The sequence below is a fragment of the Fibrisoma limi BUZ 3 genome (assembly GCF_000296815.2).
Lineage (GTDB): Bacteria > Bacteroidota > Bacteroidia > Cytophagales > Spirosomataceae > Fibrisoma > Fibrisoma limi.
This window is the reverse complement of the sequence record NZ_CAIT01000007.1, coordinates 697,182-711,246: the sequence shown is the minus strand read 5'-3', so window position 1 is coordinate 711,246 and position 14,065 is coordinate 697,182. Positions and strand designations below refer to the sequence as shown.

The window sequence follows — 14,065 nt, the reverse complement described above, 5'->3', positions numbered from 1 at the left end:
CCTTGCCAAGGAGAGGGGTTCTACCGGTTCCGTACCAGTAAAATACTTTAGTCTTATGAAGAGCAGGGTGTAGAAACGGTCAGGCGAGGTTTCTTTAACGTAATCCATCTCATTCCTTAATCGGTCGATATAAGTATAGTCGGCCTAACCTTCATGAAACCAGTTGGCGCTATTTACGTAGCCAGTAACCGGTGCCGTTTCACGGTGTGGGCACCCGAAAAAAAGAGTATTACACTGCACATTGTGCAGCCCGCTGAACGAACCATTCCCATGCAGGCCGAAGCGTTCGGGTATTTCAGCGTCGACGTAGAGGACGTCCAACCCGGTACCCGTTATTTCTTCCGGCCCGACGGCCAGCCCGACACGCCCGACCCGACGTCGAACTACCAGCCGGAGGGAGTGCATGGTCCTTCGGCCGTGGTTGATCATGGTGCCTACGCATGGCAGGATGCGAACTGGCGCGGGTTACCCTTCAAGGATTTGGTCTTGTATGAGCTCCACGTTGGTACGTTTACCGAGGAAGGAACCTTTGACGCGATCATTCCACGGCTTGACGATCTGCTCGATGTGGGCATCAATGCCATCGAACTCATGCCGGTGGCGCAGTTTCCCGGCAATCGGAACTGGGGGTACGACGGCGTTTATCCGTATGCCGTTCAGAACTCCTACGGCGGACCTGAGGGGTTGAAGCGGCTGGTTGATGCCTGCCACCAGCGCGGTATGGCCGTTTTTCTGGATGTGGTGTATAACCACCTGGGACCCGAGGGGAATTACTTCAGCCGGTTCGGGCCGTATTTCACGAGCCAGTACTGCACACCCTGGGGCGATGCCCTGAACTTCGACGGTGATTGGTCGGATGGTGTTCGGGAGTTTTTTGCCGGCAATGCGCGCTATTGGTTTGATACGTATCACGTAGACGGCCTGCGGTTCGACGCCATCCATACGGTGTTCGATTCGGGCGCGGTGCCCTTCTGGGAGCTGGTCAACCGGGAGGTCAGGCAGTTGGAACAGCAACTCGGCCGAACGCTGCACATGACCGCCGAAAGCGACCTGAACAGTCCTCGGGTGATCCGTCCCGCTGAGGTAGGGGGCTTCGGTTTCAGCGCACAGTGGCTCGACGATTTCCATCATTCGCTCTACGTACTACTCGACGAAAAAGGCCGGGAACGGTACGGAGATTTTGGCCGGATGGAGCAGTTGACAAAAGCGTATACCGACGGTTTCGTGCACAGTGGCGAGTACGTCAAATTCCGGAAACGTCGGTACGGTGCCTCATCGGCAGGTATCCCCGGGGATCGGTTCATTGCGTTCAACCAGAACCACGACCAGGTGGGCAACCGGGTCAAAGGAGAGCGCCTGTCGGTGCTGGTCGATTTCGACCGGCTGAAAGTGGCCGCGGCTGCCCTGATGGTATCGCCCTACGTACCGTTGCTGTTCATGGGCGAAGAATACGGCGAAGATGCGCCGTTCTACTACTTCGTCAGCCATTCAGAAGAAGAGCTGATCAAGGCCGTTCAGGAAGGCCGTAAGGAAGAGTTCAAGGCTTTTCAGTGGGACGTTGAACCGCCTGATCCGCAGGCCGAAGAAACCTTCCGAGGCTCCAGACTTCACTGGAATAAACGTACGCAGGGCAAATACCGCTTGTTGTTGGAGTGGAACAAAACCCTGATTCAGTTACGCCGAACCCATCCGGCTCTGCAATCGGTCAACAAGACTACCGTACGAGCGTATCCGCTGGCCCAGGCAGGGTTTGTACTCGTTCGTCAACAGGAAGACGGTTTACGACAGTTGATCTGCCTGTTCAATTTATCCGACGAATCACTTGTGTACCACATGCCCCCGGTCAACGAAAGGTGGCATAAGACGCTGGATTCAACCGAGGAAAAATGGCAGCCGCACCCAACATCGACCAAACAGGCGGTGACCGAATCAGTACAAGGGGGCGAGACGGTAAGTTTGCCGCCGTTCAGTGTGTTGCTATACAGCGGCTTAACTGCATAAACCAACGGGCCGATCCAGTACTGGATCGGCCCGTTGGTTAAGATATGCTCAGTAAGCTTACAGATCAGCGATGGCTTTATTGATCTCATCCTTGGTCTTGCCGGTTTTCTGCTGGAGTTTACCCCACATTTCGTCAGCCTGACCTTCTTCGTATGCCAGATCGTCGTCTGTTAAATCGCCATAGGCTTGCTTGATTTTACCTTTCAGTTCATTCCAGCCGCCTTTGATTGTTGTCTCGTTCATAACTGTGTAGCGTTTATAGTTGAGTAATAGCCGACTCGCCTTGAGTCTATCATATAAACTACGGCCGGGCTGTAATGTTTTTGGAGTCCGGTTGCTTCGGGAGTTGAGCGCTGATGTGATTGGCGATTTTAGCCGAGTCGATGTTGAGGTTATAGATAATACCCGTAAGTGGGGTCGTGAACCCCAAAAAGTACAGACCACGAAGGTCCGGGCGGTCAAACCACAGGGCTTTGGGATAGCCCCGCTCGTTCAGAACCTGCTCTGATAGTGGTTCGCCAAGTATTGACGCCATACCGGGCCGGTATCCCGTTGCCAGAATGATCGCGTCGAAGGGCAGCTCCCGGCCGTCTGCAAACGTAACAGTTTTGGCGTTGATCTGCTGGATGGCGGGCACCACCTTGATAGCCCCGGCTTTGATCTGGTCGAGCGTCCCGATGTCGATAACCGGAATCACACCCCGGCGCGTATCGTAGGAAGGCGCGTGAGTCGGTTTGCCCAGACCATAGGCCGATACGTCGCCGACGGTCAGCCGTTGCGACAGCCGCGCCATGAAGTCGTAGAACCAGTTTGGGAACTTGCTCAGGAAGATAGCTGTCGGCTGCGCCGGTCGTCCAAATACCTCGCGCCGGACAATGTTGATCGGCCGCCGGACCGAAATAAACGGCCGGGCACCGTGTTCGAGCAGATCGAGGGCCACTTCGGCACCGGTGTTGCCCATGCCCACGACCAGTACGTTCTCATCGCGGAACGCAGCGCCGTTGCGATAATCGCGGCTGTGCCAGATAATGCCTCGGAAGTTGCGCTGTCCGGGCAATTCCGGTACGTTTGGAATGCGATTGTAGCCCGTTGCCACAACAACCCGCTCTGCCTCGAACGTATCCGTCCTGGTCTGTACCTGCCACGTACCGGCGTCGTTCTGACGAATCGATACTACGTTCTGATTAAAGTGGGGGCGGATGCTAAAATGCTCGGCATAACGTTCCAGGTATTCGACCACCTGGAGCCGCGAGACGTAGGTAGGATACTCGGCTGGGTAGGGGAAGTGCGGCAAAGCCGAGTGTTCCTTAACCGTGTGCAGGTGCAGCCGGTCGTAGTGGTTCCGCCAAGCAATTCCAATGTATTCGCTGGCTTCCAGCACCGTAAAGGGCAGGTTGCGGTGGGCCAGTTGTCCGGCTATGGCCAGTCCCGCCGGACCTGCACCGATGATAAGCGTGTTCGTCATATTGTTTTAACCGCCAAGACGCCAAGGGGACGCAGAGAACGCAAAGTAAATAACTTGGCAATCTTTGCGCTACCCTTTGCGTCTTGGCGGTTAATGATGAATTTACTTTACCCGCGTCCAGGTCTGGGTTTTTCCGATCAGCGAGATACCCATGTAGCCCCGAACGTCCAGCGTATTTGGATCTTTGAGCGTCATTTTGCAATTGTATTCCTTGCCGTCTTCCGGATTGTAGATTTTGCCGTCGCTCCAGACGTTGGCACCGTCGTACTTAAAATTGTACATGATGTTGAGGTTCATCAAGGGACGGTTGCGCTTCGACGCGTCGGCATTCTTGATGTCCGTCTTAGGCTTGCCGGTGTTAGGATCGTTGGGTTCTTTCAACCAGACTAACTTGCCAAAATACGTACCTCCTTTTTTGTATATTTCAACCTGGCCTTTTTGGGTGCCGTTCAGCCACGTACCGACAACGGCGTCTGACTCATCAACGGTACGGAAGGATAATAAAGAAAGTATGACAATGAACGCGGGGAGTGCAACACGAAATGACTTCATCTTTACTGAAATTTGGAATTAAATGATGATTTAGTTGTACTAACGCAAATAACTTACCTCTGATTACATGTATTTACGGATTAGATGGATTTTTGTGTGAAATTATGCAGCCATCGACGGCCACCCGGGAATATAAATCACGGGCTGTAGTCGATGCAAATTCAATACCTCATGTTCAAACGCGATCCAAATAGAATATACCCGACCGAGACCGAATCCCGGGCCATAATCCGGTTTCAGGACTGTGATCCATTGCAGCACCTGAACAACTCGAAGTACTTCGATTATTACTTCAACGCCCGTGAGGATCAGGTGGCTAAGCTTTATGATTTTAATCCCGGCCAGTTGTTTCGGGAGTTTAAAACGAGCTGGGTGGTGTATCAGCACCAGATCGCCTACGTCCGGCCGGCGCTGGTCAGTGAATGGGTACGCATCATGTCGCGGGTCATCTTCTACGACGAAGATACGCTGGTGACCGAGTTTTACATGACCGACGACGCCAAGTCACAACTTAAGAACGTACTGTGGATGACCTCGAAATACGTCAGTGTAGAAACCGGTAAACGTATTTCGCACCACCCGGCCGTGATGGAACTGCTCGACACGATAGTGGTTCCGAACGTTGATTTTGCCAGCCTCCAGTTCAACGAGCGGATTCGGCACATCAAGCAGCAGTTGCAGCCCGTAGCCTCAATCTAATTATTTTCAGTACCTTGCCCTGGTTGTCATGTTGAGTAGTAACCCACTCAGTATGACAACCTGACTCCGAACCGTTGCGGTACCACAACTGATGAAACTCCTGAACAACCTGACTTTTCGCGTCCTGATCGCCATTACGCTGGGTATCCTGACGGGCTATTTCTTCCCGGATACGGCTACAAAGCTGAAACCCCTCGGCGACCTGTTCATCAACCTGATCAAGATGGTGATCGCACCGATCATCTTCCTGACCATTGTGCTGGGTATCAGTAATATGGGTGATCTGAAGAAAGTCGGGCGGGTTGGCGGTAAAGCGTTGTTGTACTTTGAGGTGGTAACCACGTTCGCCTTGATCATTGGGCTGGTTGTTGCCAATCTGATCCGGCCGGGCGAGGGCGTTCAGACGGGGGCGGTGCAGGGGGGCGATGTAAGCCAGTACGCCGAAAAAGGCAAGGGCATGGACTGGGCGGAGTTCTTTCTGCACATCGTGCCGAGCAACGCCGTCAAAGCCTTTGCGGAAGGGGATATTCTCCAGGTGCTGGTGTTCTCCATTCTGTTCGGCGTTGGGCTGACGCGCATGGGCGACAAAGGACAGCCACTGATCCAGACCTTCGAGCGACTGTCGCGGGTGTTTTTCAACATCCTGAACGTGGTGATGGTGCTGGCTCCGCTGGGCGCATTCGGCGGGATGGCGTTCACGATCGGGAAATACGGCCTGGCTACGTTGCTTCCCCTGGCCAAGCTGATGGGAACTGTGTACACGACCATGATCCTGTTCATTTTCGTGGTGCTGAACCTGATTCTGCGCTACTACAGAGTCAGTCTGTGGGCGGTGTTAAAGTTCATCAAAGAAGAGTTATTAATCGTGCTGGGTACGTCCTCGTCGGAGTCGGCGCTGCCGCAGGTCATGGACAAACTCGAAACCCTGGGCTGTTCACGCTCGGTGGTGGGATTGGTGATACCGGCCGGTTATTCGTTCAATCTGGATGGCACTACGATTTATCTGGTGATGGCAACCGTGTTTCTGGCACAGGTTTTTGGGGTAGACCTGACGTTGGGGCAGGAATTGACGATCATCGGCATTCTGATGGTTACGTCCAAAGGGGCCGCGGGTGTAACGGGCAGCGGTTTCATCGTGCTGGCCAGTACGTTAACGGCCGTTCAGGTAATTCCGGTCGAGGGGTTGGCCCTGCTGCTGGGCGTCGACCGGTTCATGTCCGAAGCCCGGAGTATCACCAACATCATCGGCAATACCGTCGCAACGATCTTCATCGCCAACAACGAAGGCGAGTTCGACCGCCGGAAGTATAACCGCGTACTCGGTAAGGAAGAGGAAGAAGCGTTGACGAATTACAAGTATTAGAAATGTTTGTCATTTGACAAGGGTGAAAAATTTTAGACAAATTCAAAGACTCGATTAAACCTTTTCAAGGGCGGGTGTTCAAAGGGACAAATACAACCTGAAAACAATACCGATCCCATGAAACGAGTCATGATGATGGCGGTGACAGCAATTGGGCTGCTCACCGCCGGGGCAGCTACTGCCCAACGCTACGATTATCCGTCCCCGCAGCGGCCTACGTATAACAACCCCTATCCGCAGCAACCGGGCTACGGTCGGCAGGAATACAATTATGATTTCAGTGATGAGCACTTTGAAGAGCACCTCGACTGGTGGGATCGCAACCTGAATCTGTCCCGTCGGCAGGAGCGCCAACTGCGCCGGATTCACGAGAGCTACGATAATCAGCGTTTTAATATGCGCGACCCGCGCCAGCGCGATGCGTTCCGGGATATGCAGCGCCGTAAGTTCTACGACATGATGGCGGTACTAACGCCGAATCAGCGGGCCATTGTGGTTGAGCGGCTTCGTCCCTACGAACGTCGCGGCCGGGGCTACGATCGCGGGCCCTACTACGGTCGGCGGTATTAATTGGGCTTACAAAGGCAGATGGGACAGTGTAGAACGTTGTCTCATCTGCTTTTGCGTATATAGGCTAGCGTTCAATTGTGATTTCCCGCTCAATTTCCTCCAGTGACTTGCCTTTTGTTTCGGGGATACGAACCCAATGAAGAATGAGTCAATGAAAGCAATTAAGCTCAAGTCGGCTTAAACGCATAGTTAACTGAGGAAGTGAACGTGCGTCATGAATTCACTGGCTGTCCACAGGCGTTTTGCCAGCTCGCGGTTTTTAGCGTATTCGTCGGAGTCGACTACAACCGGATAACCTCTCATCTGCTGAAATCCGTCGGGACCAACAAATTCACCGCCGTTGATGGCGGTATCCAGTGCAGCATACAGCACCGACAACGCGCCCTGCTGGGCCGGCTGTAAAAAAAGATTGCCCAGCGGCCGAATGAGTGCCGGGAAATACTGATCCAGATTCGTTTTGGAAAGACCCGGATGGGCGGCTACTGAGCGGGTGTCGTAGCCAGCAGCCGACAACCGGTGTTGTAGTTCGAAGGCAAACATCAGGCAGGCCCGCTTGCTTTGCCCATACGCTTTAGTACGGCTGTAGCCCTTCTCCGCATGAAAATCGCCAAACTGAATCTCAGCCCATTTGTACGACAAACTGCTTAGTGTGACAATCCGGGAGCCAGGGGTGCGGGTCATCAGCGGCAGCAACCGACCCGTAAGGGCAAAATGGCCCAGATAATTCGTAGCCAGTTGATTCTCGAAGCCATCTTCAGTAACCTCGTAGGGCGACATCATGATTCCGGCATTGTTGATGAGCAGGTCCAGCGTTTGGTGCTTAGCACTAAACTGAGCAGCAAAATCTTCGACGCTGCGAAGGCTGCTTGTGTCGAGCAGCAGGCAATTAACTCTGGCTCCGGCGTATTCATCGATGATTTTAGCCCGGGCTTCATCCGCTTTCTGCCCATTGCGGCAGGCCAAAATGACTTCTATATCCTTTTTAGCCAATCCAAGGGCGACTTCGTAGCCTATACCGCTGTTGGCACCGGTAACGATGGCAACCCGCCCGGGCTGCGGCTTTACCTGTTGCAGGCTCCATTTATTACCCATTTTTTTCGGACTAAAGTGCTTCAAACAGGTTGATGGCCTCTGGTTTTGAGCTGGGGTTATAACGAATCACCGAAGACTCGAACTTAGGTTTTCCGAAGGGTCGATAATTGTTGCCAAATCCGATCGGTTCTTTCGGGATATTCAGAAAGTTCTGGTCTAACGTTCCGTTTTCGTTTTTGTCCTGATAAATAGAAACAGCATACTGCCCGGGCGGAACAGTGAAAGAAGCGGTTTTTGTGGATTTGTCAGCAGGTAGCGTAAGTTTACGAAACGGCGTTTTAAGCCAGTCTGCCTTGTCCTTGTAAAGTTCAACTACAATCTTTCCCCGGTTGGGCTGAACATTCGTAATCTCAATCAATAACGGCGGTTGCTGCAGCGTGGAGCGGGCTGCCGACAGCATCAATGCCAGAAAGCCTGAAAGAAAGATTGGCGTCATACAGCGAAGCATAAAGTTGATTGCAGGGATGAAAACCTTTGTCGGTAAATAACGGTGCAAAGGTGGAGAAGACTACTGACCCGCTGTTGTCAGAAATCATGCCTGTACCCGGACAAATCTTGCCTAAGGGTGTTTCTATACTCGGAAGGTGTCTGACCGGTCAGCTGCTTAAAAAACCGACCGAAATAGGATGGGTCCGAAAAATTAAGGGCAAAGGCAACCTGGGCAATGTCTTTTGAGCGATCCTGTAGCAGCAACTTGCTATGAATGATCACCATTTCGTTGATATGCTGTTTTGGGGGTTTGTTCGTAGCCCGGTTAACGCATCGGTTGAGATAATTCTCCGAAACGGCCAGTGAATCGGCGTAAAATGCTACGTTCCTGGTTGTCGAAAAATGTTCATACAACCGCTCTTTGAACAGCATGGTTATTTCGGATGGCCGGTCTGGTCTGGAGCGGGCTGCGGCCGATGCTTCCGCCAATTTCAGCCATATAGCCCGGAGAAGAACCACCCTGATTGCTTCAGCATGGGGGCTGGTGTTCTGTTGGTTGATAAGCAGCTTACAGCAGTTAACAAGCCATTTCAGGTCGGCGCCGGAAACCGAGTGTTTTGGATGAAACGTAAACCGGTGAAGCAAGGTGCTGTCGGCAAAAAGCTGGGGTAGTAGCCGACTTTCCATGTAAATAAAGTACCCGTCTGTGTTTGCCTCAATAGAGTGGATGGCATTCAGGTGGCCTTCCCGGATGAAGAGAATATCGTTCGGGTGCAAGTCAAAAAGGGTATTGTCGATCTGTTGTTTGCCCCCGCCTTCGGTTATGAGCAGTAAAAAGTTGTACTCGGCCCTGAATAGGGGGCTTGGGGTTATTATACCCGCCGGAGCCATCGACAGCGGATAGATCTGGATGCTGTTTGCCGAAAACGCAAATTTGTCCATGGTGATGGCCATGAACTGATTAACAAACCCTTTGAAGGTTACACGCTCATGATGCTTATCAGTCATACACCGGCCAAAATAAACCATGTTCAGACAAATATAACAATCCATCAGGCCCATGAACATTGGCGTCACGGGTACCGTACAATGCCCGATCTATGCCTGTTAGTAAGCGGCCGTTCGCTGGATGCCTGACCCTTCTGAACGGAGGAGCGGTGTGCAATGTGAACTTGTTCGATGCTCGAAAACGGCTTCTGCCGCAACATACCAGTCTGGTACCTGTTAATCAGCCCAAACGGGTCAACTCCCGCTCAATTTCCTCAAGTGACTTGCCTTTCGTTTCAGGAATACGAGCCCGGACAAACAGGAAATAGATGAAACAGAGCACCGCATGAATTCCGAACGTAGTGGGCAGGCCCAGATACTCCTTCATAATCGGGAAGGAAGCCGTGGTAAAGAAGTTGGTAATCCATAAAGCCAGCGTAGCCAGTGCCATGGCATTGCCCCGGATTCGATTCGGGAAAATCTCCGATAAAGCAACCCAGGTAACCGGCCCCAGCGTAGCGGAATAGATGGCGATGAAGGCCAGCACAAACGCGAGTACCCAGGCACCGGGTAACTGCCAGTAGAAGGCACCTGCCAGCGCCAGGGCATCCAGGCAAAGCAGGGCGGAGCCGTATTGCAGGAGCTTTTTGCGTCCGGCTTTATCGATGGTGCCGATGGCCACGAAGGTGAAAATGAGGTTGATAACCCCGATGATGATGGATTGCAGAAAGGCCGAATCCTGCGCCATACCGGCCTGGCTGAATAACTCCGGCGCGTAGGAAAATAGCGAGTTCTGGCCGACTGCCTGCGAGAACACGGCTACGACAACGCCAATGAAAACGATTGGCCATAGCTCTTTTCGAAACAGATCACTAACTGATGTGCGGGCGGCCGCCAGTGCGGTTTCCTGCGCGAAGCTGGCTTTGATCTGAGCTGCTTCTTCATTGGCATACAGGCGACCACCGATCCGGTTCAGAACAGCCTCAGCCTCCTGGTTTCGTTGCTTACCAATCAGCCACCGTGGACTTTCGGCGACGAAGAATAAACCAACAAAAAACAGCAGCGACGGCACCGACTGCGACGAGAACATCCACCGCCAGTTGTTGGCACCGGTGTTCAGCAGCAGGTAGTTGGACAGGTACGCCAGCAGAATACCGATCACAATCGACAACTGATAAAACGACACCATCCGACCGCGCATGGGTGCCGGCGACATCTCGGCCACGTACATGGGGCAGACCAGCGCAGCGGCTCCCACCGCTACGCCACTCAGCATCCGAAACGCGATAAACGACGGAAAGCTTCCGGCCCAGCCCGTACCGGCACCTGTCAGGGCAAACAGCATTGCACAGCCCATCAGCAGTCTTTTGCGGCCCAGTGAGTCGCTTAGCCTGCCGGCCAGCAAGGCCCCGATGGCTGCGCCCAGGTTGATACAGCCAACCGCCCAGCCCGTCTGAAACTCATCAAGCTCAAAATACTGGGTGAAAAACGGAACCGTACCGGAGATGATGACCAGATCAAAGCCAAACAAAACGCCACCTAAAGCCGCAATCGCACTGATCAGGTAAACGTAGCGTCGGTTGATGGACACCGGGGCGGTGCTGATCGCTGACTGAGCCTGGATGATAAGGGCCATAGGTTGAGGGTTTAGTTAGATGTATGTATTCCTTGCCATTTGTGTCTATACGCATGACAACCAAATGATAAGGAATACTTACAAGGACAGCGAGCAACCGTTGAATGCTGTGTTACTTCAGCGATACATCGGCTTCTTTGCTCAGAAAATCAGCGCCTTCCTCCAGCAAACCAGCCGCGTCCCAGGTCAGCAGCGCTTCATTGGGTACCACGTCAATAGGCGTAATGCTCGACGAGGACGACGCTGAATCGTTATAGCCAATGTTCGACTGGCGGTTGTAGCAGGAGATCATCGACCAGCGCGGCTTGTCCGACAGGTTGGCTTCTGACCGGTGCAGGATGTTACTGTGGAAGAACAGGACGTCGCCCGCTTTCAACTCCACAAATAGGTGCTCCATTGTTTTCAGGGCCAGATCCACGTAGCGCTGCGAGGCCCCGACCTGTTCGCCCGCGAAGCCGTGTTCAACCCGTCCCATTTTGTGCGAGCCTTTGATAACCTGCAAACAGCCGTTCTCGACCGTAGCGTCGGTAATGGCCACCATGACCGACATCATCTGGTCGGGCAGCAGGAACTCGTTTTTATACCAGTAACCATAGTCCTGATGCCACTCCCAGGCCCCACCAACGTGCGGTTCTTTCTGCATCAGTTTCGAGTGGAAATGGCAAACCGTAGCGACGGACCGCGCTGAATCCGGATTGTCGAGCAGCTTATCTACCGACTCAACGAGCTGCCGACTGCGGGTGAGCAGGCCGTATACATCGTCGCCGGGTTTGTACCAGAGCGACAGCTTGCTCCGCTTGCCGGTACTGTCGTTGACGTTGATGGCGTGTTTACTGATGGCGCTGTCTTCAATGGCAGTGTGATAGAGCTTTTCGACCTCTTCAGCGCTTAGAAAACCTCGTACAATCAGGTAACCATCCTGGTGGTACTGCTGAATCTGTTGCGGGGTCAATGGTTGATTGATCATGACGATTGACGTTTAAAGTTTTATTTCGTATTCGCAGTCAGTAGCGTATCCGTAACTTCGAAGAGTTCACCGTCGTAGGACTCGTTCAAGGTTACTGTAAATCCGGTGGTTTGCAGCGCTTCTCCCGTAAGCGTCGTCATCGTCTTCCCATTCATAGTTTTAATCTGATACGTTCGCTTCGGGTCAAGGTAGTTGATGGTCACCTGACGTGTCTTTTCGACTGCGCCGTGCCGGAAAACGCCCACCAGTCCTCCGCTGCGGGTATCCGTATTGATACGTTGGAAGCCATCCCACCGCCCTTCCGACGGTTCGGCAAAGCCGGGAAGATCCTGCCGGAAGCTCATGATACCGTGCCGACGCTCCATCGCCTGCAGAAAGTCGGCATAGGCCCGGTACTTTTTCAGATCAGCAGCCGATAACTTCCGGGGGTCGCCCAGCATGATGGGTAGAGCCCCCGCCAGCGACTTGATGTGCATTTCCCAGCCCGTATCCTGCATCTCCGGGTTACCGATAACAAGTGCCGTAGCGGGTATGGCTGGCGAACGCCACCAAGCCATGTTCCTGACGCGCAAATCGACTTTGGCATCCGGACCGTTGAAGTTGGACAACCAGTTGCCTTCGGCGTGTTTCAGCATGGCGTAATCAATCAGTTGCAAGCCCCCCATCGTTTCGAACGTACAATCAATGAACAGGTCAGGCTTGGCCGCATGCAGCTCATCAAAGAGATTCCAAACCTCTTCGTAATTAGTGTATAGCGACTCGTGGTGATCTTTATGCCCTTTGTGATTAGTAGCATAGCAGCCCGTTACTTTGTTGCCGAACCGGTACGTGCTGGTTACGACCGTAAAATCAAGCTTCAGGTATTCAAGCCCGTAGTCGAGCGCTAGTTTGAGCAATACGTCCTTGATGTAACCACGCCAGCCGGTACCAAAGCAGGCGGTACGCATGTTTGGGTTGTCTTCGTGCAGATTAGCGGGCTGTTGATTTTCGTCAAGTACGAACCAATCCGGATGAGCTTTGTACACTTTACTGTCGGGCGAGGCACTGCCTACGCTTACCCACATTCCCGGCTTCATGCCCAGTGACTTGATGTAATCGAAAACGGGTTTCAGCCCATTGGGAAACTTCTTCTTGTCGATGATCCAATCGCCGTAATTGTCCGCCCAGCCGTCGTCAATCACAAATTCTTTCATACCGGCATCAGCGGCCGCTTTGGCCAGTTCCATGACCAGTTTTTCGTCGATGTTCTGACGAAAAGGTACCCACGTATTATAAACAAAGGTGGGCTTTTGGTCCAGTTCCGATAGTCGTATCCCCAGATGTTTCCGGATGAAATCCGGCACGGCGGTATTAAGAATTCCGTCAGGGTCTTTGTGGTTGTTGTAAACGATGGTGAAAACCTGCGGTGTTGTAAATGACTCACCCTTGCCAATGTATTTTCGAAAAGGGAATCTGGCTTCTTTGTGCGTCAATCCGCTCAGAATGGCTGGTTCATTCCAGAATACAGAGGTATGTTTGACTACGCCAGCGGCTTCGTTGCCAATCACAATGCCCTGTTGCCAATCACTGTTGTGAACCGTCAGTAACGCATCCTGCATATTACCATCATAGGGTCCAATGGAACGTCTTCTGCCATAATCGTGACAAATCCAGCTAAACGTAGTGGCCTTATACGGGGTTACAATAAACTTCTCCACATCGACCGACTCCAGGCGTACAGGTTCGCTATCCAGATTCTTAATGGTCAGGCTTTTCCGAATAACAGGCAGGTTGGGGTACAATAAGAAGTTTACGGTCAGTTCTACGGTGCCGTCTTTACTCTGCAGCGTGACAGCCGCCCCGTCGCCTTGTTTTGCATCGGTAATTTTTTGAACAGCTACCAGCTTCCAATCCGCTGAACCTGTATACGACTTGCCGTTTAGCTCAAATTGAAAATCAGGATTCGTTTTGATGAAATAGTTGAATTCTCCATCAACTGGTTTGTACTGAGTAGTTAAAAAGCTTCCATCGGAAGCCGGCAGCTTGATCGTACGCTGGACAAGTCCGTTGGAAAGGGCTAGTTCGGTGGTTGTCCATCTGGCAAAGGGTGGGGAAGTCGGCGTTGGATGAGCTACCACCGTATGCCAGCCGAGTATGACCAGAAGAAATAGGGTACAGTGAGGTCGCATTATCAGTAGCTTAAAAAGGTATGGTTTAGGGTTCGGTATTGCATTTTACATTCCCAAAATTCGGTTTTCCGAAGATTGGTCAGATGAAGTATTTTGGCCTAAACATGGATTATTTTATCTTTCAGCAGAATGATTG

The 14,065-nt window shown here is 52.5% G+C and carries 13 protein-coding genes; 4 read left to right on the top strand and 9 right to left on the bottom strand.

The features are described 5' to 3' along the window. The first annotated feature begins 153 nt into the window (after positions 1 to 153). Positions 154 to 2,001 (top strand): malto-oligosyltrehalose trehalohydrolase, encoded by a 1,848-nt coding sequence (gene treZ / locus BN8_RS19095; protein WP_009283567.1) that lies wholly within the window; start codon positions 154 to 156, stop codon positions 1,999 to 2,001. Between the two features lie 57 nt (positions 2,002 to 2,058). Here the strand turns inward: treZ and BN8_RS19090 are convergent, their stop codons facing one another. From BN8_RS19090 to BN8_RS19080, 3 genes are all read right to left on the bottom strand, one after another. Next, the gene (locus tag BN8_RS19090) at positions 2,059 to 2,244 is read right to left on the bottom strand and encodes a CsbD family protein (protein WP_009283566.1); all 186 of its coding nucleotides are present in this window, start codon (positions 2,242 to 2,244) and stop codon (positions 2,059 to 2,061) included. 58 nt (positions 2,245 to 2,302) lie between these two features. Next, positions 2,303 to 3,466: a flavin-containing monooxygenase gene (locus BN8_RS19085; protein ID WP_009283565.1), complete on the bottom strand. Its 1,164-nt coding sequence runs from the start codon at positions 3,464 to 3,466 to the stop codon at positions 2,303 to 2,305. 102 nt (positions 3,467 to 3,568) lie between these two features. Further along, complete coding sequence (locus tag BN8_RS19080; protein ID WP_009283564.1) at positions 3,569 to 4,018, bottom strand: DUF2147 domain-containing protein; 450 nt, start codon at positions 4,016 to 4,018, stop codon at positions 3,569 to 3,571. 171 nt (positions 4,019 to 4,189) lie between these two features. Here BN8_RS19080 and BN8_RS19075 point away from each other — a divergent pair, with 171 nt between their 5' ends. The 3 genes from BN8_RS19075 to BN8_RS19065 all read left to right on the top strand — a co-directional run bounded on the left by BN8_RS19075 (position 4,190) and on the right by BN8_RS19065 (position 6,650). Then, positions 4,190 to 4,717: an acyl-CoA thioesterase gene (locus tag BN8_RS19075; RefSeq protein WP_040006348.1), complete on the top strand. Its 528-nt coding sequence runs from the start codon at positions 4,190 to 4,192 to the stop codon at positions 4,715 to 4,717. Positions 4,718 to 4,808: 91 nt separating this feature from the next. Further along, the gene (locus tag BN8_RS19070; RefSeq protein WP_009283562.1) at positions 4,809 to 6,080 is read left to right on the top strand and encodes a dicarboxylate/amino acid:cation symporter; all 1,272 of its coding nucleotides are present in this window, start codon (positions 4,809 to 4,811) and stop codon (positions 6,078 to 6,080) included. Between the two features lie 117 nt (positions 6,081 to 6,197). Continuing rightward, positions 6,198 to 6,650 (top strand): hypothetical protein, encoded by a 453-nt coding sequence (locus BN8_RS19065; RefSeq protein WP_009283561.1) that lies wholly within the window; start codon positions 6,198 to 6,200, stop codon positions 6,648 to 6,650. Between the two features lie 189 nt (positions 6,651 to 6,839). On the opposite strand, the gene BN8_RS19060 is transcribed toward BN8_RS19065, so the two are convergent. From BN8_RS19060 to BN8_RS19035, 6 genes are all read right to left on the bottom strand, one after another. Further along, positions 6,840 to 7,766, bottom strand: a complete 927-nt coding sequence (locus BN8_RS19060) for an oxidoreductase (protein ID WP_202806397.1) — start codon at positions 7,764 to 7,766, stop codon at positions 6,840 to 6,842. Beyond that, a complete protein-coding gene (locus tag BN8_RS19055; RefSeq protein WP_009283558.1) occupies positions 7,753 to 8,238 on the bottom strand; it encodes a DUF2141 domain-containing protein in 486 nt (161 codons plus the stop codon). Before BN8_RS19055 ends, BN8_RS19060 begins: the two co-directional genes overlap by 14 nt. Before the next feature lie 29 nt (positions 8,239 to 8,267). Next, positions 8,268 to 9,179, bottom strand: a complete 912-nt coding sequence (locus BN8_RS19050; RefSeq protein ID WP_192579079.1) for a helix-turn-helix domain-containing protein — start codon at positions 9,177 to 9,179, stop codon at positions 8,268 to 8,270. A 220-nt stretch (positions 9,180 to 9,399) separates the two neighbouring features. After that, positions 9,400 to 10,794 (bottom strand): sugar porter family MFS transporter, encoded by a 1,395-nt coding sequence (locus BN8_RS19045; protein ID WP_009283556.1) that lies wholly within the window; start codon positions 10,792 to 10,794, stop codon positions 9,400 to 9,402. A 112-nt stretch (positions 10,795 to 10,906) separates the two neighbouring features. Then, positions 10,907 to 11,761, bottom strand: a complete 855-nt coding sequence (locus tag BN8_RS19040) for a phytanoyl-CoA dioxygenase family protein (protein WP_009283555.1) — start codon at positions 11,759 to 11,761, stop codon at positions 10,907 to 10,909. Positions 11,762 to 11,781: 20 nt separating this feature from the next. After that, positions 11,782 to 13,929 carry a glycoside hydrolase family 36 protein gene (locus tag BN8_RS19035; protein WP_009283554.1) on the bottom strand — a complete coding sequence of 716 codons (2,148 nt, stop codon included), beginning with the start codon at positions 13,927 to 13,929 and terminating at the stop codon, positions 11,782 to 11,784. Between the last annotated feature and the right edge of the window lie 136 nt (positions 13,930 to 14,065).

Coding starts and splice junctions, on each gene's coding strand:
- BN8_RS19040 (WP_009283555.1), bottom strand. CDS start 11,761: ATGATCAATCAACCATTGACCCCGCAACAGATTCAGCAGTACCACCAG.
- BN8_RS19080 (WP_009283564.1), bottom strand. CDS start 4,018: ATGAAGTCATTTCGTGTTGCACTCCCCGCGTTCATTGTCATACTTTCT.
- BN8_RS19065 (WP_009283561.1), top strand. CDS start 6,198: ATGAAACGAGTCATGATGATGGCGGTGACAGCAATTGGGCTGCTCACC.
- BN8_RS19050 (WP_192579079.1), bottom strand. CDS start 9,179: ATGACTGATAAGCATCATGAGCGTGTAACCTTCAAAGGGTTTGTTAAT.
- BN8_RS19035 (WP_009283554.1), bottom strand. CDS start 13,929: ATGCGACCTCACTGTACCCTATTTCTTCTGGTCATACTCGGCTGGCAT.
- BN8_RS19085 (WP_009283565.1), bottom strand. CDS start 3,466: ATGACGAACACGCTTATCATCGGTGCAGGTCCGGCGGGACTGGCCATA.
- BN8_RS19075 (WP_040006348.1), top strand. CDS start 4,190: ATGTTCAAACGCGATCCAAATAGAATATACCCGACCGAGACCGAATCC.
- treZ (WP_009283567.1), top strand. CDS start 154: ATGAAACCAGTTGGCGCTATTTACGTAGCCAGTAACCGGTGCCGTTTC.
- BN8_RS19070 (WP_009283562.1), top strand. CDS start 4,809: ATGAAACTCCTGAACAACCTGACTTTTCGCGTCCTGATCGCCATTACG.
- BN8_RS19045 (WP_009283556.1), bottom strand. CDS start 10,794: ATGGCCCTTATCATCCAGGCTCAGTCAGCGATCAGCACCGCCCCGGTG.
- BN8_RS19090 (WP_009283566.1), bottom strand. CDS start 2,244: ATGAACGAGACAACAATCAAAGGCGGCTGGAATGAACTGAAAGGTAAA.